Annotated in this window: 26 protein-coding genes; 9 read left to right on the top strand and 17 right to left on the bottom strand. The window is 64.5% G+C overall.

Annotated elements, in window-relative coordinates:
• Nucleotides 1–397 precede the first annotated feature (397 nt).
• A complete protein-coding gene (locus QW863_RS13475) occupies nt 398–775 on the top strand; it encodes a DUF1493 family protein (protein ID WP_315713850.1) in 378 nt (125 codons plus the stop codon).
• A 318-nt stretch (nt 776–1,093) separates the two neighbouring features.
• Here QW863_RS13475 and QW863_RS13480 read toward each other — a convergent pair whose 3' ends face one another.
• On the bottom strand, nt 1,094–1,447 hold the full coding sequence (locus QW863_RS13480; protein ID WP_315713849.1) for a hypothetical protein: 354 nt from the start codon (nt 1,445–1,447) through the stop codon (nt 1,094–1,096).
• A 1,043-nt stretch (nt 1,448–2,490) separates the two neighbouring features.
• Between QW863_RS13480 and QW863_RS13485 the strand changes: the two genes are divergently transcribed.
• A complete protein-coding gene (locus QW863_RS13485; protein ID WP_315713848.1) occupies nt 2,491–4,653 on the top strand; it encodes a malate synthase G in 2,163 nt (720 codons plus the stop codon).
• 64 nt (nt 4,654–4,717) lie between these two features.
• Here QW863_RS13485 and QW863_RS13490 read toward each other — a convergent pair whose 3' ends face one another.
• A complete protein-coding gene (locus QW863_RS13490) occupies nt 4,718–4,873 on the bottom strand; it encodes a Thivi_2564 family membrane protein (RefSeq protein WP_315713847.1) in 156 nt (51 codons plus the stop codon).
• A 178-nt stretch (nt 4,874–5,051) separates the two neighbouring features.
• Here QW863_RS13490 and QW863_RS13495 point away from each other — a divergent pair, with 178 nt between their 5' ends.
• Nucleotides 5,052–7,145: a methyl-accepting chemotaxis protein gene (locus tag QW863_RS13495; protein WP_315713846.1), complete on the top strand. Its 2,094-nt coding sequence runs from the start codon at nt 5,052–5,054 to the stop codon at nt 7,143–7,145.
• 13 nt (nt 7,146–7,158) lie between these two features.
• On the opposite strand, the gene QW863_RS13500 is transcribed toward QW863_RS13495, so the two are convergent.
• Complete coding sequence (locus QW863_RS13500; protein ID WP_315713845.1) at nt 7,159–7,818, bottom strand: DUF2865 domain-containing protein; 660 nt, start codon at nt 7,816–7,818, stop codon at nt 7,159–7,161.
• A gap of 15 nt (nt 7,819–7,833) precedes the next feature.
• Nucleotides 7,834–8,583, bottom strand: a complete 750-nt coding sequence (locus QW863_RS13505) for a L,D-transpeptidase (protein ID WP_315713844.1) — start codon at nt 8,581–8,583, stop codon at nt 7,834–7,836.
• A 218-nt stretch (nt 8,584–8,801) separates the two neighbouring features.
• Between QW863_RS13505 and QW863_RS13510 the strand changes: the two genes are divergently transcribed.
• The 3 genes from QW863_RS13510 (at nt 8,802) to QW863_RS13520 (ending at nt 10,918) form a co-directional block, all read left to right on the top strand.
• On the top strand, nt 8,802–9,920 hold the full coding sequence (locus QW863_RS13510) for an AI-2E family transporter (RefSeq protein WP_315713843.1): 1,119 nt from the start codon (nt 8,802–8,804) through the stop codon (nt 9,918–9,920).
• Between the two features lie 80 nt (nt 9,921–10,000).
• Entirely contained in the window at nt 10,001–10,372 is a 372-nt protein-coding gene (locus QW863_RS13515) for a YqjD family protein (RefSeq protein ID WP_315713842.1), read from the top strand.
• Nucleotides 10,373–10,474: 102 nt separating this feature from the next.
• A complete protein-coding gene (locus tag QW863_RS13520; protein WP_315713841.1) occupies nt 10,475–10,918 on the top strand; it encodes a hypothetical protein in 444 nt (147 codons plus the stop codon).
• A gap of 91 nt (nt 10,919–11,009) precedes the next feature.
• On the opposite strand, the gene QW863_RS13525 is transcribed toward QW863_RS13520, so the two are convergent.
• On the bottom strand, nt 11,010–11,450 hold the full coding sequence (locus QW863_RS13525) for a hypothetical protein (RefSeq protein WP_315713840.1): 441 nt from the start codon (nt 11,448–11,450) through the stop codon (nt 11,010–11,012).
• A 378-nt stretch (nt 11,451–11,828) separates the two neighbouring features.
• Here QW863_RS13525 and QW863_RS13530 point away from each other — a divergent pair, with 378 nt between their 5' ends.
• Nucleotides 11,829–12,314, top strand: coding sequence for an energy transducer TonB (locus QW863_RS13530; protein ID WP_315713839.1), 486 nt, complete (start codon nt 11,829–11,831; stop codon nt 12,312–12,314).
• A gap of 78 nt (nt 12,315–12,392) precedes the next feature.
• Here QW863_RS13530 and QW863_RS13535 read toward each other — a convergent pair whose 3' ends face one another.
• A complete protein-coding gene (locus QW863_RS13535) occupies nt 12,393–13,196 on the bottom strand; it encodes a response regulator (protein WP_315713838.1) in 804 nt (267 codons plus the stop codon).
• Nucleotides 13,197–13,392: 196 nt separating this feature from the next.
• Between QW863_RS13535 and QW863_RS13540 the strand changes: the two genes are divergently transcribed.
• Complete coding sequence (locus QW863_RS13540; protein ID WP_315713837.1) at nt 13,393–13,629, top strand: NepR family anti-sigma factor; 237 nt, start codon at nt 13,393–13,395, stop codon at nt 13,627–13,629.
• Entirely contained in the window at nt 13,630–14,178 is a 549-nt protein-coding gene (locus QW863_RS13545) for a sigma-70 family RNA polymerase sigma factor (protein ID WP_006612137.1), read from the top strand. It abuts the gene before it with no gap.
• A gap of 129 nt (nt 14,179–14,307) precedes the next feature.
• On the opposite strand, the gene QW863_RS13550 is transcribed toward QW863_RS13545, so the two are convergent.
• From QW863_RS13550 to QW863_RS13600, 11 genes are all read right to left on the bottom strand, one after another.
• A complete protein-coding gene (locus QW863_RS13550; protein WP_315713836.1) occupies nt 14,308–15,963 on the bottom strand; it encodes an HWE histidine kinase domain-containing protein in 1,656 nt (551 codons plus the stop codon).
• Nucleotides 15,964–16,256: 293 nt separating this feature from the next.
• Nucleotides 16,257–16,880, bottom strand: a complete 624-nt coding sequence (ureG, locus tag QW863_RS13555; protein WP_315713835.1) for an urease accessory protein UreG — start codon at nt 16,878–16,880, stop codon at nt 16,257–16,259.
• 63 nt (nt 16,881–16,943) lie between these two features.
• Nucleotides 16,944–17,666, bottom strand: a complete 723-nt coding sequence (locus tag QW863_RS13560) for an urease accessory protein UreF (RefSeq protein ID WP_315714368.1) — start codon at nt 17,664–17,666, stop codon at nt 16,944–16,946.
• Entirely contained in the window at nt 17,653–18,270 is a 618-nt protein-coding gene (ureE, locus tag QW863_RS13565; protein ID WP_315713834.1) for an urease accessory protein UreE, read from the bottom strand. The genes QW863_RS13560 and ureE overlap by 14 nt, the downstream gene beginning before the upstream one ends.
• A 42-nt stretch (nt 18,271–18,312) precedes the next feature.
• Nucleotides 18,313–18,612, bottom strand: a complete 300-nt coding sequence (locus QW863_RS13570; RefSeq protein WP_315713833.1) for a putative quinol monooxygenase — start codon at nt 18,610–18,612, stop codon at nt 18,313–18,315.
• Nucleotides 18,613–18,659: 47 nt separating this feature from the next.
• Complete coding sequence (gene ureC / locus QW863_RS13575; protein WP_315713832.1) at nt 18,660–20,375, bottom strand: urease subunit alpha; 1,716 nt, start codon at nt 20,373–20,375, stop codon at nt 18,660–18,662.
• Between the two features lie 42 nt (nt 20,376–20,417).
• Complete coding sequence (locus QW863_RS13580; RefSeq protein WP_315713831.1) at nt 20,418–20,948, bottom strand: hypothetical protein; 531 nt, start codon at nt 20,946–20,948, stop codon at nt 20,418–20,420.
• The gene (locus QW863_RS13585) at nt 20,945–21,484 is read right to left on the bottom strand and encodes an HD domain-containing protein (RefSeq protein WP_315713830.1); all 540 of its coding nucleotides are present in this window, start codon (nt 21,482–21,484) and stop codon (nt 20,945–20,947) included. Before QW863_RS13585 ends, QW863_RS13580 begins: the two co-directional genes overlap by 4 nt.
• Nucleotides 21,485–21,488: 4 nt before the next feature.
• The gene (locus QW863_RS13590) at nt 21,489–21,794 is read right to left on the bottom strand and encodes an urease subunit beta (protein WP_315713829.1); all 306 of its coding nucleotides are present in this window, start codon (nt 21,792–21,794) and stop codon (nt 21,489–21,491) included.
• Nucleotides 21,795–21,921: 127 nt separating this feature from the next.
• On the bottom strand, nt 21,922–22,224 hold the full coding sequence (locus QW863_RS13595) for an urease subunit gamma (protein WP_315713828.1): 303 nt from the start codon (nt 22,222–22,224) through the stop codon (nt 21,922–21,924).
• A gap of 48 nt (nt 22,225–22,272) precedes the next feature.
• Nucleotides 22,273–23,109 (bottom strand): urease accessory protein UreD, encoded by an 837-nt coding sequence (locus QW863_RS13600; RefSeq protein ID WP_315713827.1) that lies wholly within the window; start codon nt 23,107–23,109, stop codon nt 22,273–22,275.
• Nucleotides 23,110–23,113: the final 4 nt, after the last annotated feature.

A 23,113-nucleotide genomic window follows, 5' to 3' on the forward strand; every position in this document is an offset into this window, starting at 1 on the left:
GAGCTGCTGAAACGCGACCCGCGTCACCCTCTCTGCAGTTTAAGAAGGTCGGACGTTTCTGGTCGGCTCGGGTCGGACTCGCTACCGAGCCCTCGTGACCGAGATCGATGACGGCTACTTATGGTTCTGGATCGGCTCGCATGCCGACTACGACAAGCTCGTTGGATAGCCTAGGCGCGGACAAAGGAAAGCGCCATGCGGATTGATGGTTTGCTATTCATTCAGCGACGCGCCTGCGATCTTTTGCGACCATCGGGTGGGCAAAGCGGCGCGGGCAGGCGGCGCGTGCCCCCCATCTCAAACCGGTGAAGCATGGTGAGCACGGCGCTCCGCGCCTTTGCCCGGCCCACGAGCGACCTGCGCTTGCCTGCAGCAGAAGGTGTCGGATAGTTGGATGATGTCACAGACTTCAGACCAACTCCTTCAGAAGATTCTGGACTTCGTCAGGGCCGAGACCGGGATCCGCGAGCAAATCTCTGACGAGTCCGACATCGCCGGAGACCTCGGCGTCGACGGCGATGATGCGCGCGAATTCATGCTTGCATTCCAGCGGGCGTTCGACGTCGACCTGTCCGGCTTCGAATTCGACCGCCATTTCGGACCGGAGGGCCTGTCGCTGACCCGGCTTGTCCTGACCGTTCTTCGCCTGCGCCGCCCCCAGTTGCCGCTGACGATCGCCACACTCGTCGATGCCGCGAGACAGAAGCGCTGGCCCAATGAAGCGACATCGATCGCCGTCTCGCCGGAAGGCCGCACGGCACCGCCGGAGATGTGAGCCTGACCGCCGCGTTCCAAATCCAAGTCTGCCCCTATTGCGGAACGAGGCTATCGACCCTGGTCAAACCGTCGACCCTCAGGGCGTTCCGCGCATTAGCCCGGCTCTGAGCAGGCATAGCACGGACGGCCCGGATCGACGCAGCGACACGTCTGACGGTCACGAATGGCTTTTTGCATCCGCAAAACCCAACCGTTTCACGAATGCTGGCATTTGGGAGCACGGAGGGGAGTCGCTACCAAGTCAATTCCGGACGCCGCCATCGACCTGAGGAGCGGCCAAGCCCGCTTCCGGACCACGCCTACAGAGCACCCGCGCTCACGAGCGCGGTGCGGAGGTCGATCCGAGCAGCTTCCTCGCCTGGTCAGCGGCGCGATCCAATCTGATCCGGTCCTTGCCCTGGCCGATCTCATGGCGAAATTCCTTTAAGCTCTGAATTCTGACTCCCGTTAGAGTCATCGGATCACGCCCGCGCGGTACATCGAAGCTCACGACAGAATGATCATCGACAAGGATGGTATAGACGTCTTCAGCCTGCTCGGGGATATGCCTCAGCACATGATGGATTGATCCTCCCGGACAGAGGCGATCAATCAGTGTCAGGAGCTCCGCACGACGTGCATCTTCCGGCAGCAGCGCATTGAGTTCGTATCGATCTTTCAGGCGAGCCATCGACATGGGCTCCGTTGTGCGAACACTCTGCCGGCGCGGACGTCATATTCGAAGGTTCTCACAAAGCCAACAGGCAAGACCAGATGGAAGCTCGGTCGGCACTAGCTCGCCAGCTTGCCATGCCCCGAAGTCCACAAAATCTGCCTGCGCCGAAAAGCCGAATTGCTCAGCCCCATCAACCTGATTTGCCCTGTCCAGTCCTTGGCGCAAAAATATTCTTCTTTCTTTTTTTCAGAAATCACGATAGATCTATGTTCATCCCGTCCCACACGAGGGATGTTTCGCGACCGTCACGGACGTCGGGTGCGGGATGCGGTGGGCGCTTTGGGCTGCGGCGTGAGCGATCATGTCGACGGACAGTCCCGAGGCGCACGGCCAAGCCGTGGGGTCCTGGCATCCCGACGCTGATGCCACGCAAGCGGCAGCGCCAACGCGCTGCGCGGGCAACGGTGACCAGAAAGCCCGGCGCACCGGGGAGACCACGGAGCAACCGTAGAGCCATCGCGCAGGGGAGGCCGGATGTCCGGCTCGTACCTGTGGTGACTGCCGCCTGCATTTTTTTCTGCAGGCGGGCCATGGGTGCAGCCTGCACCCGGCCTTCCCTGCGCCTCTCGTTTTCGAGAGGCGGCATCCTGGCAAAGCTCGGACGCGATCATGCGCCGCGAGGCCGTTGGCGATTGTCCGCGAATGCATGATCCTAAGATGGGCAACGAGATGCAACCTCAGGCGTCATTGCGAGCGAAGCGAAGCAATCCAGACTGTTTCCACGGAGGTAGCCTGGATTGCTTCGTCGCTTCGCTCCTCGCAATGACGGCGGAGCCTGGAGCGAGCGTTTGCGGGCCTCAGCAACGTCGGATCGTCCCGCCCTCGGACCACCGCACCCGGAACCACCGGCCCTCCCCCCGACCAACTGCGATACCCCTCCCCCCTTTCGTGGCCCCCGCTTTGGCGCTAAATGCACTGCACACGCCGCCTTCGAGGCGGCCATTTCAGCACGCCCAAGACACGCGCAACGTCGCCCTATTCGAGAGAAACGTCTCATCATGACCCGTATCGACGCCCATGGACTGAAGATCGCCCCCGTTTTGTTCGACTTCATCGCCAAGGAGGCCGCGCCGAAGACCGGGATCGATCCGGACGCGTTCTGGGCCGGCCTTGCCGCGATCCTGCGCGATCTCGGCCCTAAGAACCGCGAGCTGCTCGCCGTCCGCGACGCCCTGCAGGACAAGATCGACGCCTGGCACCTCGCCAACAAGGGCAAGGCCTTCGACCTCGGCGCCTACACCGCATTCCTGAAGGAGATCGGCTACCTGCAGCCCGAGCCGGCCACGCACAAGGTCGAGACCGCCAATATCGACGAAGAGATCGGCAAGATCTGCGGGCCGCAGCTCGTGGTGCCGCTCACCAACGCCCGCTACGCGCTGAACGCGGCGAATGCGCGCTGGGGCTCGCTCTACGACGCGTTCTACGGCACCGACGCCATCCCGCACGATCCGAGCGAAGCGGGCAAGGGCTACAACAAGGCCCGCGGCGACAAGGTGATCGCCAAGGCCAAGGCCTTCCTCGACGCCGCCGTGCCGCTCGCCACCGGCAGCCACACCGACGTCACCGCCTACAGCGTCATTGCCGGCCAGCTCTCGGCCAAGCTGAAGAGCGGCAACGCCACTGCGCTCAAGAACGCCGACCAGTTCGCCGGCTATCAAGGCTCGGCCGACGCGCCCTCCGTGATCCTGCTTGCCAACAACGGCCTCCACGTCGAGGTCGTGATCGACCGCAGCCATGTCATCGGCAAGGACGATCCGGCCGGCGTCTCCGACATGATCCTGGAAGCCGCGGTCTCGACCATCCTCGACATGGAGGACTCGGTCGCCGCCGTCGACGCCGAGGACAAGGTGCTAGTCTACCGCAACACGCTCGGCCTGATGAACGGCACGCTGTCGGCCGACTTCGAGAAGGGCGGCAAGACACTCACCCGCGCGCTGAACAGCGACCGCAGCTACACCACGCCGTCCGGGGGCAGCCTCACGCTGCACGGCCGCAGCCTGCTGCTGATCCGCAATTGCGGGCATCACATGTTCACCGACGCGGTGCTCGACTCCCAGGGCAAGGAGGTGCCGGAGGGCATTCTCGACGCCGCGGTGACCGGCCTGCTCGCGATGCACGACCTCAAGGGTCTCTCCAAGGTCAGGAACAGCCGCACCGGCTCGATCTACATCGTCAAGCCGAAGATGCACGGCCCGGACGAGGTGGCGCTGACGGTCGAGCTGTTCGCGCGCGTCGAGAAGATGCTCGGCCTGCCCGAGAACAGCATGAAGGTCGGCATCATGGACGAGGAGCGCCGCACCACGGTGAACCTCAAGGCCTGCATCCAGCAGGCGTCCAAGCGCATCGTCTTCATCAACACCGGCTTCCTCGACCGCACCGGCGACGAGATCCACACCTCGATGGAAGCCGGTCCGATGATCCGCAAGAACGAGATGAAGGCGCAGCCCTGGATCAAGGCCTACGAGGATTGGAACGTCGACAACGGCCTGACCTGCGGCCTGCCTGGCCATGCCCAGATCGGCAAGGGCATGTGGGCCGCGCCGGACAAGATGGCCGACATGCTGGCGCAGAAGATCGGCCACCCGCAGGCCGGCGCCACCACCGCCTGGGTGCCGTCGCCGACCGCGGCGACGCTGCACGCTTTGCACTATCACCAGGTCAACGTTCACGCCCGCCAGGCGGAACTCGCGAAGGGCGGCCCGCGCGCCAAGCTCGGCGACATCCTCACCATTCCGGTGTCGCAGTCGAACTGGGCGCCCGACGACGTGCGCCAGGAGATCGACAACAACTGCCAGGGCATTCTCGGCTACGTCGTGCGCTGGATCGACCAGGGCGTCGGCTGCTCCAAGGTGCCCGACATCCACGATGTCGGCCTGATGGAGGACCGCGCCACCTTGCGCATCTCGAGCCAGCATCTCGCCAACTGGCTGCACCATGGCGTGGTCAGCAAGGAGCAGGTGATGGATTCGCTGAAGCGCATGGCCGTCGTGGTCGACAAGCAGAATGCCGGCGACGCGCTCTATCAGCCGATGGCGCCGTCGTTCGACGGCGTGGCGTTCAAGGCGGCCTGCGACCTCGTGTTCGAAGGCCGCACCCAGCCGAACGGCTACACCGAATACATCCTCACGGCGCGGCGCCGCGAGGCGAAGGCAAGCGCCTGATGCGAAAAGCCCCGGCCATCCGCCGGGGCTTTTTTTGATCTGCCGAAGGTAACATGATGCTGGATCATATCACCGCGATGAATCGAAGCAGCGAGATCACGCCGAGCACGATGACGATCACACGGCAGATCTGCTTGGCCCGGCCGTCGATCGGCAGCAGGTTGATCAAATAGAGGATCAGGATGACGACGAGAAAGGTGACGAGAGCACTGACGAGCATGAATGAGCCCCTGAACGAGAGGAGGATGCGCTGGCGGTGATCAGCTAACACGCTCGGCGGCTGGTAGTTCCACTCCCGGAACCTGAGTGCTCAACGACTGTCTCCGTAGTTCAACGGAGCCAGCCCTCATCCAGATTTTTACGGGTCTGCGGTCAAATGCGGTGAATCGGAGATCAACATGCTGAACCGCCTGACCATTTCCACGACGTTGAAGGCCATCATCCTGGTGACGGCATGCCTGTTTGTCGGCCTGTTCGCCTCGCGGGCCTACAATTCGTGGCAGCAGCTCGAGCTCACCGCGCGCATCAGCTCGATCGTCGATGCCTCCGAAAGCATGTTCAAGGCGATGGACAAGCTGCGGGCCGACCGCTCGACCTCGAACCGCATGGTGACCGTGGACGAGAAGGTCGAGCCAGAGACCGAGCGATACGTCCGCGGCCTGCGCGACGTCGCCATGCCCGCCATGGGCCGCGCGCTGGGCACCCTTCCGGGCATCGAGTTTGCTGACAAGGCGGCGCTGCTCTCGCAATTCCAACAACTGCTGACAACGCTGAGCGATCAGCAGAGGGAATTCTGGCAGGAGGTCGCCAAGCCGAAGGCGTCGCGCCGATTGGCGCTCGGCAAGGAATACATGCAGACCGAGGACAGGCTGCTGGAGACGCTGGAGAAGATCCAGGCCATTCTCGCCGCCGAGGTCAACCATGCGGATCCGACCATCGATCAGCTGTTGCAGATCAAGCAGATCGCATGGCTGCTGCGCAACACCGCCGGCGATGCCTCCTTCCTGGTTTCGAACGGCCTCGCCGCAGGCAAGATCACGCCCGAGGCGCGGCTGAACTATACCAAGGCGGTCGGCGGCGCCGAGGCCGCATGGAAGGCGCTCGAACTCGCGACCAGCGGCGCAAAATGGCCGGCCGCGATGACGGCCGCGCTGGAGGCCACGCGCAAGGCCTATTTCGAGACCGAGTACACGGCGCTGCGCGATCGCCTCGTCAACGCGCTCGCGAGCGGCGAGACGCCGGAGATGGTCGCCAACAAATGGAGCCCGTTCACGGTCGGGCGCCTCAATGCGGCGGTTGCGGTCGCCGAGACCGCACTCGAGACCGCAAGGACCTATATCGAGGAGCAGCATGCGGCGGCCATGCGGACCCTTGGGGTCGAACTCTGCCTCCTGATCGCGGCGACCGTGATCGGCGGCACCGCGCTGATGCTGGTGAGCCGCCGGGTGATCCAGCCCCTCAACAGGATGCGCGATGCCATGCTGGCGGTTGCGGGCGGCGACCTCAGCGTCGAGACGGGCTACATGCAGCGACAGGACGAGATCGGTGCGCTGGCGGGCGCGCTCGAAACGTTCAAGCAGCAGGCCAAGGACAAGCTCGCGATCGAGGCCCAGGAGCGCCAACGCAACGAAACGACGGTCGCGCGCCAGCGGGCGATCGAAAGCTATGTGAGCGAGTTCGAGGGGCTGGTCCGCGACTCGCTCGAGCAGCTCGGCCGCGCCTCCACCGACATGCAGGCGACGTCCGCCGGACTGACCAACGTCTCGCGGCAGACCAATGCCCGCGCCGAGGAGGCCTCGAAGGCCTCCAGCGATGCGTCGACGAGCGTGCAGACGGTCGCCTCGGCCGCGGAGGAACTGAACGCCTCGATCGCCGACATCAGCAAGCAGGCGTCGCATGCGGCCGGAATCGCCAGCCGCGCGGTGGAGCAGGCCCGCATGACCGACGGCACGGTGCAGGGGCTGGCACAATCGGCCAATCGGATCGGCGAGGTGGTCGGGCTGATCAACAGCATCGCCTCGCAGACCAACCTGCTCGCGCTGAACGCGACCATCGAGGCAGCGCGCGCCGGCGAGGCCGGCAAGGGTTTTGCGGTCGTCGCCTCCGAGGTGAAGACGCTGGCGAGCCAGACCGCGAAGGCGACCGACGAGATTTCCGAGCAGATCGCCGACATCCAGCGCGTCGCCAATGACGCGATCGACGCGATCAAGCGCATCGGCGGCATCATTGGCGAGGTCAACGAGGTGGCGACCGCGATCGCCGCGGCGGTGCAGGAGCAAGGGGCGGCGACGCAGGAGATCTCACGCAGCACCCAGTTCGCCGCCGACGGCACCAAGAACGTTTCCGACAACATCACCGGCGTCAAGTCGGACGCCGATGCCGCTGCGGCGGCGGCCGACAACGTGCGCTCCGCCTCAGAGACGCTGGAGAGCCAGAGCAGGAATCTCGGTCATCAGGTCAGGGACTTCCTCGGCAAGATCCGCGCCGCCTGACGACCTCGCAGGATCAGTCGGACGCCGTCACCGGCGCGCGCTCGTATTTCGCGCGCAACGCCGCGGGCGCCGGCGAGAAGTTCAGCTCGGCGCGCTTGCCGCTGCCGGTCCGGTTGGCGACCTTGAGGCCGTCGTCGCTGGCAACGACGTCGCCCTTGCGCAGGGTCGGATCGTTGTCGATCGACACCTTGGCAAGGCCGAAATGGTCCTTGCCGTTGCAGGTGCAGCCGTCGACGATCTCGGTGCGATACTTGAAGGCGTTGGGCAGCGCCGAATACGGCTTGCCGCCATCGGTCTCGGCACCGTCGATCGAGCTGCCATAGACAATCTCGGTCTTGGCCGCCGGGCAGAAGCTGTTGCAGGCGGCTTCCTTGCTCTGGTCGCCGGTCGCGCCGAGCGGGAAGTAGCGGCCATCACAGGTGCGGACACACCAGGCGACGCTGCTGCTGCCGCCGCGATAGGTGACGTCGCCCCGCGGGGCCGGCCGTGGCGCCGGTGGCGCCTCGTCGGCGAACGGCATCCGGATATAGGGCGCCTGACGCTGCGGTGCGTTGAAGCCACCGAACAGCGCCGAGAAAAAATCCTGCGCGCCCGCTGTGGTCGGCGCTGCCAACGCACCCGCGGTTGCCATGGTTGCCACTGCAATGGCGGCGAGTGCACGTCGACCGTTCATCATTCCGCTCCCATGTCAATTGACGGCCGAGACGGGCAGCGACATCGCCTGCCGCCCCGACGGCAGCGACGTCACGCGCGGCGTACGGCCGGCATTGGTGCGCGCCTGCAGCAAGGCGGCCTTCGGCAGCACCACGACCTTCGTCCCCACCTGCACGCGGCTGAACAGGTCGGAAACATCCTCATTGGTCAGGCGGATGCAGCCCGACGACACGAACTTGCCGATCGTCGTGGGGTCGTTGGTGCCATGGATGCGATACTCGCTGGACCCGAGATACATGGCCCGGGCGCCGAGCGGATTGCCTGGGCCGCCGGCCATGAATCGCGGCAGATAGGGCTGGCGCGCGATCATCTGCGCCGGCGGATGCCAGTCCGGCCATTCCGCCTTGCGCGTCACCGTCTGGACACCCGACCAGGTGAAGCCCTGGCGCCCCACGCCGACGCCGTAGCGCAGCGCGCGGCCGCCGCCGAGCACGTAGTACAGATAGGTATTGCCGGTATCGATGATGACCGTCCCCGGCGCCTCCCGCGTATCCAGATTGACGATCGTGCGCCGCAACCTGTCGGGCAGCCGGCTGTCCTCGTCCTGCTCCACAGCGGGTGCAGTCGCCTCGTCCGGCGGGAATGCCTGCTGCTGTTCGACCGACGCATATCCGAGGCTCTGTGCGTGAGACGCGGTGGGACCAGCAACAAGAAGAACCGCGACGCCGGCGATCAGCGAAGCGGTCCGCGCAAAGCTGCGGTGATCGGAAACGAGCTGTGTCATGGAGTGCCCCTGTCAGACGAGCATCGCGGTACGACGCGTGATTGCTTTCCAAACGCCGAACGTCTCGCCGTAGTTCCGGCCCGGTGTGGTCGCCCTGCGTCAGTCAAGCGTATGAGTTCTCACGTTTGCGCGACGGAACCGGATGGCCCCTCGGCTGTTGGATGACGAGAACGTCACCACGCGAGCTGTGCGCGAACGACTCGATCGGGAGAATCATGGTGCGTGTACTTCCCACCGAGCGCCTGCTCGCCAGCGGGAACGACGATTCAGCCCTGAATGAAAGTCACCAAGAAGTACCGCCCGTGATCAGGCGGGCTGACGTCGTCGCCATCGCTCTCGTCATCCTCACGGCCGTCTGCGTGACGGGTGTCCTCTATGTCGCCCGGGGGTTTTTCCTGCCGATCGTCATGGCCTTCGTGGTCGGCACCATGCTGTCGCCGGCCGCCAACTTTCTCGAACGCCACCACGTGCCGCGCGGCGTCGGCGCCGTGTTGATCGTGATCGCCGTTGCCACCGGGCTCGCCTTCATCATTGGCCTGATTTCGGCGCCTGTGCTCGACTGGACCAATCGCCTTCCCGAGCTTGCCACGACGCTCAAGGCCAAGCTGCACGTCTTCGATCGACCGCTGGCGCTGTGGCACGAAATGCAGGCGGCCGTCGGCGGCGGAAGCGCACAAGCCTCGGCCAGCCTGGAGCTCCCCAAGTTCGATTGGGTTCAGCCAACGATCGAATTCCTGTCGCCGACCTTCACCGAATTCCTACTGTTCTTCGCGACGCTCGTGCTGTTCATCGCAAGCTGGCGCGATCTCCGGCGAGCGCTGATCATGACCTTTGGTGATCACGAGGCACGGCTGCGGACGCTGCGCATCCTCAATGAGCTCGAGCTGCACCTCGGCAACTACCTCCTGACGGTGACGCTCATCAACACCGGTGTCGGTATTGCAGCCGGCCTCGCCTGCGCCCTCGCCGGCATGCCCAATCCCGCCGGCCTCGGGGCGCTTGCGGCAACGCTGAACTTCATCCCCATCATCGGGCCGATCGCGATGTTCGCAGTGCTCGTCCTGGTCGGCGCAATCGCATTCCCGACCTTGAGCGCCGGCATGGTCGCGCCCGCCATCTTCGCCGTGATCACCTTCATGGAAGGCCACTTCGTCACGCCGACCATCATCGGCAGGCGGCTGGCTCTCAACGCACTCGCGGTGTTCATCGCGCTGGCATTCTGGACCTGGCTGTGGGGCCCGATGGGAGCCTTCCTTGCCTCGCCGCTCCTGATCGTCGCCCTCATCGTCAAGGAGCATCTGCTGCCGGACGATTCGCCGCAACTGCCGGCAGACTAATTCGGTTTTCACCGTCGGAACTTCGGCTGAGACCCCGCGTTTGTCGAGCAGACGCAATCACCTTGCTCCGGGAGCTTGCCATGCCGCCGACTGACGGTGAGACCGCCCTGAAAGATCTCGTCGACAAAGCGAACTACGAACGCCTGCAGAAGGATGTCCACGCCGTGAAAAACGATATCGCAGCTCTCACCGAACAGATCACCGACGCGCTCAATGCTTTCGCTGGGCAGGCCAGCAAGCAGGCCCGCAGCGGCTATCGTCAGGCACGCGAGAACGTAGACCAGACGTTCGACGACATGTCCGAGCGCGGCACTGCGATGTTTGGTGCAGCCCAGGATGCCGCAAACTCGCTGGAGGAGCGCCTTGAGGACGTGATCTCCCATCGCCCACTCGCCACCGTGGGTCTTGCGCTCGGACTCGGATTTCTCATCGGCGCCGCCTGGAGACGCTGAGGGTTGGCCCCTGAAATCCAGAGGTCGTCTTGTTTCGGCGCCGCGTTATCGGCGCCGATTTGAGTTTGTTGCGCAGATGAACGAGACGAGGAGGAGAATGACATGCTGCAGCGCCTGATTGCGGACTTCCAGGAATCGACCGGGCATGCCGTTCGGCTCACATCGCTCGCAATCGCTGCAGCGGTCGGACTGTTCGTAACCACGAGCTTTCTGTGCGCCGCAGCTTTTGTCGCCGTCCTGGATCGTTACGGGCTCGTGGCCGCGTGCCTCACAGGTGCCGCCATCTTCTTCGTGGTGACGTTGATGGCCGCAATCAGCTACATGGCGCGCAAGCGCGCAATCGAGAGTCGTGCCGCGCGGACCGCGGAAACGGCGCGGTCGGCAGTCCAATCTGCTTTCGCAGACCCGATGTTGTTGGCTAGCGGCCTGCAGATCGTCCGCATGATTGGCATCAAGCGGCTGATTCCCATTCTGGCTTTGGGCGGTCTGGCGCTCGGATTCATGGTCAGCCGCCCAGCCGCGGAGGAGCAAACTCCCGCAGAGTGAGGACTGCCCCTGACCGTCATCGGACGGCTTTTATCATTTGCCAGGCGTTGATCCGCCGCTTGAGCCGCGGGCCTGGTGCGAGGGGCTGTAACTAAGTCACACACCGTCCCGGTTGCAGGCGCTTGGCGATCTCCGTCAGCACGGACACCGACGGCTCGCACGCCACCGGATGCTTGACGGCCTGCCGCTCGTTGCCGGTGGTGATGAGCTGCGATCCCTGCGGCGATGGTAACGAGCCCGCGCTTACACCCGTGGGGTTGAAGGGAAGCCGCACCAAGAAGGAGGTCTCCGCGAAGGCTGCCAGCTTGATCGACACAGTCTGCGACGGCGCCGCAGTACCGTTTTGTTTGGCGCGGTCAGCCTTGGCGGCCCGGTTCACGTCATTCGCGGTTGCGACGATCGGCTGGGGAGAGGGGCTCTGAACCGGCAGGTTGGCGCCAAGATCATGGCCTGAAGCCAGTTGCATTGCGCCCACGAGCATCGCGGAAGCCGCAAGCGAACCCAAAACGATAACCTTCCTGGTCTGCGACATGTCTCTGCTCCCCTCGCCGTAAGGCGATCGGCATACCAACGTAAGTCGCAGGAACTGGGTTCTCGGTTGGGCAAATCACTTAACCGTGTGTAAACTGCGGCGGTATTCTTCAATTTCATGGCGCCAAAAAATTCGATCTCACGCGGAACGACTTTTCGGGTCGCGCGTCATCTCGGCAGCCGGTTATTCCCCCTGCCCCATTGACCGGCGACGCGGGGCACCGCCGTGGTGATGCCGGCGGTGCCCCGCATTCTTTTCTGATCCGCCCTTCCGGTCAGATCGCTGCCCCGACATTCGCGGCGCTTTATCCCCTTTTCGTCCCGGTTATATGTTGAAGCAGCGCGGCTGCGTTCATGGTCCGCGCGCGTGGGGGCAGGGATGCTGAGCTCGCTGGATCGCGTCGGCGTATGGAGAGGGTTTGGACTGGCGCTGGTTCTCGTGTGCCTGTTTCCCGGGATTGCAGCGGCCGACGGCGCCAGGGACACTTGGATCAAGAACCTCGTCGCACAATTGAAGGTTCAGCGTCGCTATCCGCTGCAGGCCTCGGATCAGGGCGGGACGGCCAAGGTCCTGTTTCACATCGACCGCGAAGGCCACCTGATCTCGGCGGTGCTGGCCGAAACGACCGGTGACCCCGCGCTCGACCGGGAAGCGCTCGCCATGGTGGAGCGAGCCCAACCATTTGCGCCACCGCCGCCGGAACTGGCGGACGGCGATCTCACTTTTCTCGTGCCGATCGTGTTCGCGCCTCGACGGACGTCCGCAATCATCCGGCTTGAGGAGACAACGTTGAAGCTCCAAGAGACCAAGCCGAATGACGCGACGCTGAAGGCACGGCTCAACGGCGTGTGCCGCGGCTGCTGATCTCGTCTTCGATGCTGCAACGAAATCCGGCGCGCTCCGTGAGGAACGCGCCGGGGCGACGTTGTGCGCGCGGCTTGATCAGGCCGCCGGCTTCGGCATCCTGTTGCGCGAGTTGCGCTGGAAGAACAGAGCCTGGCTGGCGACTGCCGACACCATGGCCGGCTGGAACGGCTTTGAGATCAGGAACGCCGGTTCGGGCCGCTCACCCGTGAGGAAGCGCTCCGGATAGGCGGTAATGAAGACCACCGGCACTTCGAAGGTGCGCAGCAGCTCGTTGACGGCATCCAGGCCGGACGAACCATCCGCGAGCTGAATATCAGCCAGGATCAGACCGGGCTTCTTGTTCTTGGCCAGAGCCACCGCGTCGGCATGGGTGCGGGCCACGCCGATCACGTTGTGACCGAGGTTCTTGACGAGGCTCTCGAGGTCCATCGCGATGAAGGTCTCATCCTCGATGATCAGGACATCGGTGGCGATCTCGGCGGCGAGCTCACGTCCGGCTGCATCCGCCAGCCGGCGGGTTTCCGCGACGTCGATGTCGAGGATGAAGGCCACTTCCTCCTCGGGAAAACCCTCGAGCGAGAGCAGCAGGAAGGCCTGGCGGGGCAAGGGGGTGATGTTGGAGAGGCGCCGCTCCGGCGGCATCGGCAGAGTCGCCACTTCGGCGTCGTCGTTGAGCGCCACCGAGTTCCAGATCTGCGTGAACAGCCGGAACAGCGCAGCCCGCGGGCCATAGCGCTCGTCCAGCAGAGCGGGATCCTGAATCAGCGCCTCGAGCATCGCTCCGACATAGGCGTCTCCGGAACCCTGGCTACCGGTGAGGGCCCTCGCATACCGGCGCAACAGCGGCAAATGTTCAGCAACAAGCTGTGATCGGCTCATCCCCACTCCATTCGGTCATCTGGGCTTCCCGCCCGGGTTCCATGATGGGCTGATTACGCCCGAACCGACGAAAAGTTCCCCAAACGCGTGGAACTTTTATCGCCCCGTCGCATTAGTTCCCGACAGACCCTCTCGGTGGCGAGAATAATTCTTGAAGCTTCAGGGACTTAACTCTCGGGGAAACGTGGAAAAGGTCATGAAAGATGTAAAGTCTCAAGCCAGCAAGAATGCGGCACCGCGCAAGCCCGGCGGACTGAACGCGGAAATTCAATCCAGAATCGGTCATCAACTCCGCGCGATGTACGACGACGTCGTCCGTCAGGGAGTGCCGGACCGCTTCGCGGATCTGGTGCGGAAGCTTGATGCGCCGGCAGCACAGTCCCACGTGGAGAACGGCGGGGGATCCAACGACCAAACCGACGGGAGGGAGTGAATGCCTCTCACTGATTCCTTGCGGGACGATATCCTCGCGGCCGTCCCCAGCCTTCGCGCATTTGCGATTTCCTTGAGTGGTAACAGCGATCGTGCCGACGACCTCGTGCAGGAAACCCTGCTCCGGGCGTTGGCCAACATCGACTCGTTTCAACCAGGATCGAATCTGCCTGCCTGGCTGTTCACGATCCTGCGCAACCTGTTCCGATCCGACTACCGAAAACGCCGGCGCGAAGTGGAGGATGCCGAAGGGAACTACGCCAAGACGCTCAAGACGCATCCCTCGCAGGGCGCGCATCTCGAGTTCGAGGAGTTCCGCGCGGCGCTCGAGAAGCTGCCTCAGGACCAGCGCGAGGCGCTGATCCTGGTCGGTGCATCGGGCTTCTCCTACGAGGATGCGGCAGCAATCTGCGGCTGCGCGGTGGGCACTATCAAGAGCCGCGTGAACCGCGCGCGCTCGAAGCTGGCAGCGCTGCTCTATGTCGAAGGCGCCGAGGATTTCGGCCCGGACGAGACCGTGCGGGCGGTGATCGGCGGCAGCGGCGGCTGATCAGCCAAGCCGTCGCAAACGAACCAGTAAAGAGGCGGCTCGCGAAAGAGCCGCCTCTTCTTGTTGTTGTTGATCACGTGCACTCGGGCATCGTGCGCCCTGGCATCCTGTTTGCCGAGAGCGCTGCGGCTATCGCGCCGGATGCACCGGCGCGGAGAACTGCTCGGTGCGATCGCGCTCGGTCATGTCGATCACCGTCTCCATCGGAGCGGTCAGCTCATACACATAGCTCGCCTCGGTGAAGAAGCGCTTTGACGTGCCGCCGAGCGCCTCCGGCGCCACGCGATCGAGCAGGATCAGTCCGAAATCGCTGTCCGGCCGCCGCGTTGCTTCACTGGTGTTCAATTCCTCCCAACGGAAGTGGAAGACGGCATTCGGCTCCTCGCCGGTCACCTCCCATTTGGCGGTGATGTGCGGGTGCTTTCCCACCAGCGAGAGGCCTTCGTCCGAGTGCGAGGCGAGTTCGAAAAACAGCAGCGACAGGCTCTGCGCGGCACGCGCGCTCACGGTGATGTCGGGTCCGTTGACCGCAATCCTGTCCGCATGCGGGATGGCGCGAGCTTCGAACAGTCCGCGCAATTGCACGCCTTGCCATTGGCTCTCGCTGAGCAGCGTGACGACGTTCGACATCGCATGGATCCGTCCGATCAGCAGCTCGCGTGCGACGTCCATGTCGCTGCCATGACGCAGCGTGCGCGTCACGATGGACTGGATCACCGCCAGGATGTTCTTGACCCGGTGGTTCAGCTCGTCGATGACCGCCGTCAGTCGGCGCTCGAAGCCGATCCGCACCTGGATTTCGCGGCTCAGGCGCAGATTGTTGTAGGCGACGTAGCCGAACAGGCCGCAGATGATACCGGTCAGCGCCATCCCGATGACGCCGACGATCGCCGCGGTCTGTTGCGCGCGCCGGACCGCATTGCCCTTGGCGTAATAGACCAGCGACCAGTCGTGATTGCCGAAGGCCACGGTGCGGGTCGACGACGGAGCAGGATCGTCCGGCCTGCGGGTCCGGCTCGTCACCGCCCCCTGATCGTTGGCAACCAGCTCATCCGAGGCGTTGCGCGGATCCTTCAACGCCACCGAGAACAACGACAGATCGTCATTGGTGAGCAGCAGTGGCCCGATCTCGTAGGAAAACGTCACGAAGCCCGCCGGCGCAGTGGCACCTTGCGGGACAACCGGGGCTGCCAGCACGATCCCGATCGGACCATCGCTCCGCACCAGCGGAGTGGGATCGGATGCGACCGGCTTGCCCTCGGCCATGGCACGCGCGAGCATCGGTCCGACGATCGGCTGCCGGTCGAGTGCGATACCGGGAAGCTTCGAGGTCTCGGCATTGCGTGGCTCGAGATCCATCAGAACGTCCAACGGACGATCGACGTTCGGCCCGAGCGGCATGTCGTCGAAATTGCGAATGGTTGGATTCGGGAAGCCAGCCTGACGCAGCTCGGCTTGCGCGATGGGGAGCTCATCCGGCCGCAGCCGTGCGATCCACGATGCCACCACGAAGTCGGTCTTGAACGCGTAGATCGACGATCGCAGCGGCTCCAGCATATTGGCCTTGATCACGGAGGGAGCGCGGAACAGCCCGGAGGCCACCCGGGCCAGCAGCTCACGTTCGGTCAGCCGGTCCTGGACGAGGCTGGCATGGACGTCGATGGCACGGGCCAGCGCAATGCGATCGAGCGCCAGCTCCTGGTCGTGTACGCGATAGGCGGCCAAGCCGGACAGCGCCGTCCCGACCAGCGCGATCAAACCGATGATGACACCCAGCCGGAGCACTCGTTCACTCTGAAGTAAAGGGTTGGCGAAGGAGGAGACGAGTCATCCAATAACCGGGCCTGCAACTCAAGGACGCACCTCGGGGCGATCGGAAGTGATCGGAGCGATCAGCGGATAGCGATCCCAGGATACCGGTGCATCGGCGCCGAGACGCCTTGGGCAAGGCGCACCCCGGGTCGAGGCAACACCCGAGGGCTCAAGTTGTTCCGGCCGGATGAGGCTTTTTTGCGTCGGTCATTCCAGCAGACGCATCGAGCAACGAAGAGCCGTGCGACGCAGATCCGTCCCCGCGCTCAGGCCGACGGCTTCAGACCGCCCTTGGCTTCGATGAAGCCGATGATCCGGTCAAGCCCCTGGCTCTTCTTCAGGTTGGTCATGACGAAGGGCCGTGAGCCGCGCATGCGCTTGGCATCCGTCTCCATCTTCTCCAGAGAAGCGCCCACATGGGGTGCCAAGTCAATCTTGTTGATCACCAGAAGGTCGGAGCGGGTGATACCCGGTCCGCCCTTCGACGGGATCTTGTCGCCCGCCGCGACGTCGATGACGTAGATCGTGATATCGGCGAGTTCCGGCGAGAACGTTGCGGCGAGGTTGTCGCCGCCCGACTCGATCAACACCAGGTCGAGTCCGGGAAACTTGGCTCGCATGTCGGCCACGGCGGCGAGGTTCATGGACGCGTCCTCGCGGATCGCAGTATGCGGGCAGCCGCCGGTCTCCACGCCGGCGATACGATCCGGAGTCAGCGATCCCGAGCGAACGAGAAACTCCGCGTCCCACTTGGTGTAGATGTCGTTGGTGATCGCAGCGATGTCGTAGTGCTCCCGCATCGACTTGCAGAGCAGATCCATCAACGCAGTCTTGCCGGACCCGACCGGGCCACCGACGCCAACGCGGAGCGGACCGTGAGACGATGCCATGTCATTTATCCTTCTGTCGTGCGCGCGACCGCGCGGGGCCGTGATCGCCGTTGCCCCGCTTCATCACGACCGAAACAGCCTTGTATATTGCGTCTCGTGATGAAGGCTTGCGAGATCGGAGCGGAACGTTGCGCCGCCGATGTGATCGAGCGAGGCGAGCAGAGCGCGGTCCGCCGTCGCGGCGACGACAGGTTCCAACGCGGCGAGCACGCGCTGGCTGTCGGTCTGCCCCAACGGTACGAGACGACTGCCGGCGGAAATCCAGTTCGACGTCAGGGCGTGCAGAAAGCCGTGCAGCAGGGGTCCCAGAGGAACGCCGTGAAGCGCGCCGACCAGCCCCACGGCGACCGGATAGACGATGGTCTCACAGCGCGCCACCGCCTCGTCGAGGCCTGCGCAGTTCCAGGCGGACCGCGCGATCTCGATGAAGGCCCGGCCCTGCGCGGTGGTCTCGAGCTGACGCTCGCGCGACGGTACGAACGCGGCCGCAAGCTCGGCCACCTCGCGGAGGCTGGCCATATCGTCGAGCTCGACCGCGCGATACGCGTGCGCGAGGAAAGCCGCGTCGCAGAAGCCGGAGCCGTTGGTCAGCATCGTCGCGAGCCAGCCGCGCAGCTCCGCCGCATCGCCGATGTCGCCTGCCTCCACGGCCCATTCGATGCCGCTCGAATAGGAGAAGCCGCCGATCGGAAACGCCGGCGACAGCCATGTCAGCAGCCGATACAGCGCAGCCGAATCCGCGGCCCTGATTGCAGCCGGCCGAGCCCCCTCCTCATTTGTGCTCATGAGCATGGGAATGACCGTGATCGTGATGGTCATGGCCGCAGTGCTCGTCATGCACGTGATGATCATGTGCATGGCCGTCGTCGTGGCCGTGATGCGCGTGATCGTGCCCGGCATGATCGTGATGATGATCGTGACCGTGGTGATCATGATCATCGTGGCCGTGCGCATGGCTGGGCTCGGCGTAGGCGCCGCCTTCCGGATCGAACGGTGCCTCGATCTCGATGACGCGCGCGCCGAGACCCTTGACCATGGCCTCGATCACGTGGTCGCGGCGGATGCGCAGGCTCTTGGCCATGATCTGCGTCGGCAGGTGCCGGTTGCCGAGGTGCCAGGCCAGCCGCACCAGATGATGCGGATCGGAAGCCCGGATCTCGAGCAGCGGCTCGGCCGCCGCCACGACCTCGATCAGCCGGCCGTCCTCCAGCACCAGGGCATCGCCACCGCGCAATGCGGTAGCGTGCTCGAGGTCCAGCAGAAACTCCAGCCCACGCGTTCCGGTCATCACCAGCCGCCGCCGGTGCCGGTCATCGAAATCGAGCAGGACGGAATCGGCGGCAGCCTCCTTCCAACGATGCTGCCCGAGCACGCGTGTCGCGCGGATCATGCTGAAACTCTCATTCTCTTATTGCGCTCACTCTTATTCCGCTCAGCGGACATCGACCTTCTCAGGCGTGATGATCTCGATCTTCGGCGGGGCCGACATGCATTTGACCGCGACGCGCCCGAACGTCTTCATGTGCTCGGTCGCGCGGTGCGGCACCAAGGCCTCGGCATTCTCCCACTGCTCGACGAAGACCATCTTGCTCGGGTCGGTGACGCTCTCATGCAAATCATAGGCGATATTGCCGGGTTCTTTGCGGGTCCCCGCAATGCAGGCAGCCGCAGCGGCGATGAATTCCGCACGGGTTTCGGGCTTGATGGTCAAGGTGGCAACGACATAGATCACGAACTCGTCCTCCCGGTACTTTTCTGGTTCTGGTACCGGGCGGGAGCTTAGTACATGAAGTAGCGCTGCGCCATGGGCAGCACCTCGGCCGGCTCGCAGGTCAGGAGCTCGCCGTCGGCCCGCACCTCGTATGTCTCCGGATCGACCTCGATGTTGGGCGTCGCATCATTGTGGATCATGCTCTTCTTCGAGATCCTGCCGCGGGTGTTCTGCACCGCGTAGAGCTTCTTCGAAAGGCCGAGCTTGCGGGCGAGCCCGCCGGTGATGGCCGCCTTCGAGGTGAAGATCACGGACGAAGCCGTCAGCGACTTGCCGAACGCGCCGAACATCGGCTGGTAATGCACCGGCTGCGGGGTCGGGATCGAGGCGTTCGGATCGCCCATGGGCGCGGCGACGATGGTGCCGCCCTTGATGACGCAGTCCGGCTTGACGCCGAAGAAGGCGGGCGACCACAGCACGAGGTCGGCGAGCTTGCCCTTCTCGACCGAGCCGATCAGCTTCGACACGCCATGCGCAATCGCCGGGTTGATCGTGTATTTGGCGATGTAGCGCTTGACGCGGAAATTGTCGTTGTCCTTGCCCTTGTCCTGCGGCAGCGCGCCGCGCTGCTTCTTCATCTTGTCGGCGGTCTGCCAGGTCCGGATGATGACCTCGCCGAGCCGGCCCATCGCCTGCGAATCCGATGACATCATCGAGAGCGCGCCGAGATCGTGCAGGATGTCCTCCGCCGCGATCGTCTCCTTGCGGATGCGGCTCTCGGCAAAGGCGAGATCCTCGGCGATCGACGGATCGAGATGGTGACACACCATCAGCATGTCCAGATGCTCGTCGATGGTGTTGCGCGTGAACGGCCGCGTCGGGTTGGTCGACGACGGCAGCACGTTCTTCAGCCCGGCGACCTTGATGATATCAGGCGCGTGCCCGCCGCCGGCGCCTTCGGTGTGGAAGGCGTGGATGGTGCGGCCCTTGAAGGCCTTGATGGTGTCCTCGACGAAGCCGGATTCGTTCAGCGTGTCGGAGTGCAGCATGACCTGCACGTCGTGATCGTCGGCGACCGAGAGACAATTGTCGATCGCCGCCGGCGTCGTGCCCCAGTCCTCGTGCAGCTTCAGCGCGCAGGCGCCGGCCTTGACCATCTCGACCAGCGCGGCCGGGCGCGACGCGTTGCCCTTGCCGGAGATGCCGAGGTTCACAGGGAACGCATCGAACGACTGCATCATGCGCCCGATGTGCCAGGGGCCGGGCGTGCAGGTGGTGGCGAAGGTGCCGTGCGACGGGCCGGTGCCGCCGCCGAGCAGCGAGGTGACGCCACTCATCAGCGCGTGCTCGATCTGCTGCGGGCAGATGAAATGGATGTGGCTGTCGAAACCGCCGGCGGTGAGGATCTTGCCCTCGCCCGCGATCACGTCGGTGCCCGGGCCGATCACGATGGTGACGCCGGGCTGGATGTCCGGATTGCCGGCCTTGCCGATCGCTGAGATCATGCCCTCTTTGATCGCGACGTCGGCCTTCACGACACCCCAGTGATCGACGATGAGCGCATTGGTGATGACCGTGTCGGCGGCGCCCTGCTTGTTGGTCGCCTGCGACTGGCCCATGCCATCACGGATCACCTTGCCGCCGCCGAACTTCACCTCCTCACCATAGGTGGTGAAGTCCTTCTCGACCTCGATGATCAGGTCGGTGTCGGCGAGGCGCACCTTGTCACCGGTGGTCGGGCCGAACATGTCGGCGTAGACGGAACGCTTGATCTTGACGGACATGTCGTGCTCCAGCCTCTAGCTCTCAAATATATCCGGTGCGGCTCATTTGGGACGCGCGCAGATCGATTGAAACTTGGCGACGTTCTCAAGACCCGCCTTGAACTCCTCGCGAACGACGGTCTTGCCGACTTTGAACGTCAATCGTCCGGACCGCTTAAACGCATCGAAGGCGGGCGCATCCGCCTCCAACTCAAAGCTATACTCCCAGACCGATCCCGCCTCGCTGTAGGACACGCTCAGGAGGGCTTGCCCGAACCGGCTCGCCGGGACCATCTCGACCTGCGGATAGCCGTTGGACCGCAGAAGATCAGCGACCGCATTGCGAAGCTCCTGGCCGGCATCTCCCGTGACGGCGATGGTCCCGGATTTGGCCTTGCAGCGAAAGGAGGGCGAACCGACATCGTCGGTGGCCTCATCGCTATGACTCGGAGATAGCAGCGCTCCCCCGTCCTGTTCGAAAATGCGCCAGCGCTGATCGTCGGCCGCCCAAGCAGCAGAGGCAAATGCTGCAAGAGCCGATGCCGCACGCAGGCCGCAGACAGCAGCAGGGCGCATGCGAGCCAATACGCTCACAACGTCGCCCTCGCATTCGCAACCGTCTCATCGAACAGCACATCGAGCCGCGCGTTGACACCGCGGCAGCCGGCGACGACCTGCTCGGCCCAGCCGAGATACTCCATCAGCTCGAGCTGCTGCTCCAGGTCCGGCTCGAAGAAGATGCGGGCGCGGATGTTGCTGATCTTGTCGGCGATCTTGATCTGCTTGGCACCAGCGGACTTGCCGGGCGCGGCGATGACCTGGACCTGGCGCCGCTCGCTCTTCGGCAGGGTCATGTCATCTGTGACTTCCACGACGAGGTCGGCAACACGACGCCCAAAGCGCTCCGCCAGCTCGTCAGCGGCCGTATCGGTGTCCTCGATGGTGTCGTGCAGCCAGCCTGCCGCGACGAGCTCGGCGTCCTCGCCGTCGCAGGTTGCCGACAGGATGTTTGCGACCTCGGCGAGATGATTGATGTAAGGCTCCTCGTCGCGGCCCTTGCGCTGCTGGCCGGCGTGACGGCGCGCCGCCAGCTCGGCGGCTTCGGAGACGAGGCGTAATCCGGTCAGCATCGGCTTACAACTTGCCCATGACGTCGCCGCGAAAGCCGTAGACCATGCGCTTGCCGGCGAGCGCCACCAGTTGCACGTCGCGGGTCTGGCCCGGCTCGAAGCGCACGGCCGTGCCGGCCGCGATGTCGAGCCGCATGCCGCGCGCGCGTCTGCGATCGAACTTCAGCGCCGGATTGGTCTCGAAGAAATGGTAGTGCGAGCCGACCTGGATCGGCCGGTCGCCGGTATTTGCGACCGACAGGGTCACGGTTTTGCGGCCGGCATTGAGCTCGATCTCGCCGTCCTGGATGAAGAGTTCGCCGGGGATCATTTCGCTTTTTCTCCGTCATTCCGGGGCGGTCCGCAGGACCGAGCCCGGAATCTCAAACGATTGTTTTCAAGCCATCTCTGGATTCCGGGCCCAGCGCTGCGCGCTGTCCCGGAATGACGTGCAATGATTAGCGGATCGGCTCGTGCACCGTGACCAGCTTGGTGCCGTCCGGAAACGTCGCCTCGACCTGGATGTCGTGGATCATCTCGGGGATACCGGGCATCACCTGGTCACGGGTCAGGACCTGGGCGCCGGCCTGCATCAGTTCGGCCACGGTGCGGCCGTCACGCGCGCCCTCCAGGATGAAGTCGGAGATGATCGCGACCGCTTCGGGGTGGTTCAGCTTGACGCCGCGATCGAGCCTGCGGCGGGCCACAATGGCGGCCATCGAGATCAGGAGCTTGTCCTTTTCGCGGGGAGACAGGTTCATGCGGACTCTCTGGTGATGGTCTTCTGGTAGTCATCAGTTGGTAAACGTCTAGTTGAGCCACAGCCGCGGCAGCGGCCCGGTCGAAGCACAGCCGAGCACCGCCATCATGTCGGCGCGCAGGCTTGCGGCATCTTGGGCACAGAAGCGGGCCATTGCAAATCCATTCCAGGCCGACAGCGCGACCTCTCCCCGGAAGGCCGGCAGGCTGTCCCTGATGCGGTCGACCAGCGCGGCGTCGCCCGGCACGATCAGCGCGGTCCCGATGGCCGCGCCGCCCTTGGCGATGGCCGGCCGCGCCAGCTTGTCGCCGATGTCGCCGTCGAGGCGGACCGTCTCGGCGAACACCAGCTTGCCGCCGCGCCGCAGCCGCCAGCGATCGACGAATTCGCCCTCGCGCATGCACTCACCCATCGCGGTGCGGCCGAACACGACGATCTCGCACAACAACAGCGAGGCGGTATCGGCAAGGTCGATGTCGATCCGGCGATGGATGCGGGCGCGGTCGAACAGGATGGTCTCCTGCGGCAGCCAGGAGATGTGGGCACCCGCATGGGCGGTCAGCGCGATATCGAGCTCTGCGGGCTTGCCAGCGGCGCGATAGACCTTTTCGGCCGCGGCGCTCGAAAGCGTCATGCGGCTACCTTCGCCGGCTGTGACCTCGATCGCAAAGTGGTCACCGCCGGCGATGCCGCCGGCCGTGTTGACGAACATCGCCGACAGACCGTCGTCCTCGGGCGAGGGAAAGCGCACCCGCAGCGAGCCGGATTCATGCAGATGATGGCGCCGCGTCATGCCATCCTGCAGCCGCACGTCGAAGCGCACCGCGCCTCGGGCGCGGTTGGCCTCGAAGATGTCGGCAGCGGCGCTGGCGGGATCGGCCCGCATCGAT

It is taken from the genome of Bradyrhizobium sp. SZCCHNR1017 (assembly GCF_032381375.1).
Taxonomy (GTDB): Bacteria; Pseudomonadota; Alphaproteobacteria; order Rhizobiales; family Xanthobacteraceae; genus Bradyrhizobium.

Bases quoted from the DNA above. Each gene is read 5' to 3' on its own strand.
- QW863_RS13475 (WP_315713850.1), top strand. From the start codon at position 398: ATGTCACAGACTTCAGACCAACTCCTTCAGAAGATTCTGGACTTCGTC.
- QW863_RS13480 (WP_315713849.1), bottom strand. From the start codon at position 1,447: ATGGCTCGCCTGAAAGATCGATACGAACTCAATGCGCTGCTGCCGGAA.
- QW863_RS13485 (WP_315713848.1), top strand. From the start codon at position 2,491: ATGACCCGTATCGACGCCCATGGACTGAAGATCGCCCCCGTTTTGTTC.
- QW863_RS13490 (WP_315713847.1), bottom strand. From the start codon at position 4,873: ATGCTCGTCAGTGCTCTCGTCACCTTTCTCGTCGTCATCCTGATCCTC.
- QW863_RS13495 (WP_315713846.1), top strand. From the start codon at position 5,052: ATGCTGAACCGCCTGACCATTTCCACGACGTTGAAGGCCATCATCCTG.
- QW863_RS13500 (WP_315713845.1), bottom strand. From the start codon at position 7,818: ATGAACGGTCGACGTGCACTCGCCGCCATTGCAGTGGCAACCATGGCA.
- QW863_RS13505 (WP_315713844.1), bottom strand. From the start codon at position 8,583: ATGACACAGCTCGTTTCCGATCACCGCAGCTTTGCGCGGACCGCTTCG.
- QW863_RS13515 (WP_315713842.1), top strand. From the start codon at position 10,001: ATGCCGCCGACTGACGGTGAGACCGCCCTGAAAGATCTCGTCGACAAA.
- QW863_RS13520 (WP_315713841.1), top strand. From the start codon at position 10,475: ATGCTGCAGCGCCTGATTGCGGACTTCCAGGAATCGACCGGGCATGCC.
- QW863_RS13525 (WP_315713840.1), bottom strand. From the start codon at position 11,450: ATGTCGCAGACCAGGAAGGTTATCGTTTTGGGTTCGCTTGCGGCTTCC.
- QW863_RS13530 (WP_315713839.1), top strand. From the start codon at position 11,829: ATGCTGAGCTCGCTGGATCGCGTCGGCGTATGGAGAGGGTTTGGACTG.
- QW863_RS13535 (WP_315713838.1), bottom strand. From the start codon at position 13,196: ATGAGCCGATCACAGCTTGTTGCTGAACATTTGCCGCTGTTGCGCCGG.
- QW863_RS13540 (WP_315713837.1), top strand. From the start codon at position 13,393: ATGAAAGATGTAAAGTCTCAAGCCAGCAAGAATGCGGCACCGCGCAAG.
- QW863_RS13545 (WP_006612137.1), top strand. From the start codon at position 13,630: ATGCCTCTCACTGATTCCTTGCGGGACGATATCCTCGCGGCCGTCCCC.
- ureG (WP_315713835.1), bottom strand. From the start codon at position 16,880: ATGGCATCGTCTCACGGTCCGCTCCGCGTTGGCGTCGGTGGCCCGGTC.
- QW863_RS13560 (WP_315714368.1), bottom strand. From the start codon at position 17,666: ATGAGCACAAATGAGGAGGGGGCTCGGCCGGCTGCAATCAGGGCCGCG.
- ureE (WP_315713834.1), bottom strand. From the start codon at position 18,270: ATGATCCGCGCGACACGCGTGCTCGGGCAGCATCGTTGGAAGGAGGCT.
- ureC (WP_315713832.1), bottom strand. From the start codon at position 20,375: ATGTCCGTCAAGATCAAGCGTTCCGTCTACGCCGACATGTTCGGCCCG.
- QW863_RS13585 (WP_315713830.1), bottom strand. From the start codon at position 21,484: ATGCTGACCGGATTACGCCTCGTCTCCGAAGCCGCCGAGCTGGCGGCG.
- QW863_RS13590 (WP_315713829.1), bottom strand. From the start codon at position 21,794: ATGATCCCCGGCGAACTCTTCATCCAGGACGGCGAGATCGAGCTCAAT.
- QW863_RS13595 (WP_315713828.1), bottom strand. From the start codon at position 22,224: ATGAACCTGTCTCCCCGCGAAAAGGACAAGCTCCTGATCTCGATGGCC.
- QW863_RS13600 (WP_315713827.1), bottom strand. From the start codon at position 23,109: ATGCGGGCCGATCCCGCCAGCGCCGCTGCCGACATCTTCGAGGCCAAC.